The 1,675-nt window shown below is 40.5% G+C and carries 1 protein-coding gene; it reads left to right on the top strand.

Going from position 1 to position 1,675, the window contains the following annotated elements; all coding sequences use genetic code 11:
* Nucleotides 1-111 precede the first annotated feature (111 nt).
* The gene (locus tag FW778_RS22890; protein WP_150417250.1) at nt 112-1,179 is read left to right on the top strand and encodes an IS110 family RNA-guided transposase; all 1,068 of its coding nucleotides are present in this window, start codon (nt 112-114) and stop codon (nt 1,177-1,179) included.
* The last annotated feature ends 496 nt before the right edge of the window (nt 1,180-1,675 follow it).

Here is a 1,675-nt window from a genome sequence, read left to right as displayed (position 1 = left end):
TATTGCCAAGTCTCCATGTAACCTAAAACAACTGTTGAGGCAGTTAAGGAAGTAGTCAAATTAAATTCGCTACAGTAACTTTTAATTATCATTATCAAAACCTCAACAGTTATGAATAAAGTTAATTCAAATTTCGTAGGACAAACCATCTTCATCGGCATGGATATTCATAAATCCAGCTGGAATCTCGGCATTCATTTGAACGATATGTTCGTGAAGAACCTCCACCAAAAGCCTAATCCACACATTATGGCCGGATATCTAAAACAACACTATCCGGGTGCGCATTACAAAGCTGCCTACGAGGCTGGTAAGTTTGGGTTCTGGATACAACGGCAACTCACTTCATTGGGCATTGAATGCCTGGTGGTAAATCCTGCCGACATTCCCAAATCACAAAAAGATACTTTGCAAAAAACAGATCCCCGCGATGCACGCAATCTTTCCCTGCGTTTACAATCCGGCGTATTGCATGGCATCTTCATCCCGGACGAACAGCAAGAAGCTGACCGCCTCTTCTTTCGTCATCGCAAAGGAATATGGAAAGATCTCTGTCGTTGTAAAAACCGGATCAAGGGAATGCTTGCATTCAGTGGCATTGATATCCCTGGGCAATATGACAATGCAAGCTGGAGCCATAATTTTATCAACTGGCTTAAAGCCCTGGATTGCAAACAACACAGCAGAAGAAGAGCGCTTGATTATATGATCGCTCAAATGGAATATCTGCGTAAAGAACTTTTATCTGTCAGCAATGAGCTTCGCAAGATGATGCGTGAAAAGCGATACAACAAGAACTATTATTTGCTCAGAAGCATTCCCGGTATTGGCCCATTAACGGCAGCGAGTATTCTTGTAGAAATAGGAGACGTAAAACGCTTTGAAACATTTTATCATCTCAACAGCTTTGTAGGCCTGCTTCCCATGGAGCATAGCAGCGGCGAGGTAGATAATAAGTTACGCCTTACCGTTAGGAAACACCGGCAACTGCGCAGCGATCTTGTAGAAAGTGCGTGGACAGCCAAACGAACCGATCCGGCAATGGCTCTTTACTTCCAGCAGCAAATAAAACGTAAAGACTCCAAGATCGTAATTGTAAAAATTGCCCGAAAACTTTTGAACAGGATAAGGTTTGTATTGATCACTCAACAACCTTATGAAATGGGAATTGTAAAATAAACCGAACCCTGACTACTAAACATTCGGTGTAAACATTTACTGCGCCAAGGCTGTAGCAGGGTTCTTTAAAAAAATTAAAAAACAATATTAATCACCAACATGCCATTAAAAAAACAATCAGCAGGCAGACTACTAAACAAAAGTTGTCATCGTGCACATAATCAAAAAGCGAAGTATTTTCTTCTGGCAAGACTGTAGCGCCTGTTTTTCGCCACTCGGGGCCGGTAACTAACGGCAAGGACTAAGCGAAAAAATCAAATAACTAAAACAGAGAACTGTAGCATGTGTGCAGCCACCGCAAGCTAAGCTGCAAAAAACAAAGACTACTCATAGGATGCTGGGTGTGTTGATTAAAAAAAATTATTAAATTTGGGATAAGGAAAAAAATCTTGAGAAGGGGAAAGGTTCAATTCCCTTTGAATCTTTCTCTTTCAAAAGAAATTAATAAAATACTTCTACCATATTAACTTTCTCAGGAGAATTTAGGTACATAGGA

It is taken from the genome of Ginsengibacter hankyongi (genome assembly GCF_008710285.1).
GTDB lineage: Bacteria > Bacteroidota > Bacteroidia > Chitinophagales > Chitinophagaceae > Ginsengibacter > Ginsengibacter hankyongi.
This window is presented reverse-complemented; position numbering and strand designations above follow the sequence as displayed.

Coding starts and splice junctions, on each gene's coding strand:
- FW778_RS22890 (WP_150417250.1), top strand. CDS start 112: ATGAATAAAGTTAATTCAAATTTCGTAGGACAAACCATCTTCATCGGC.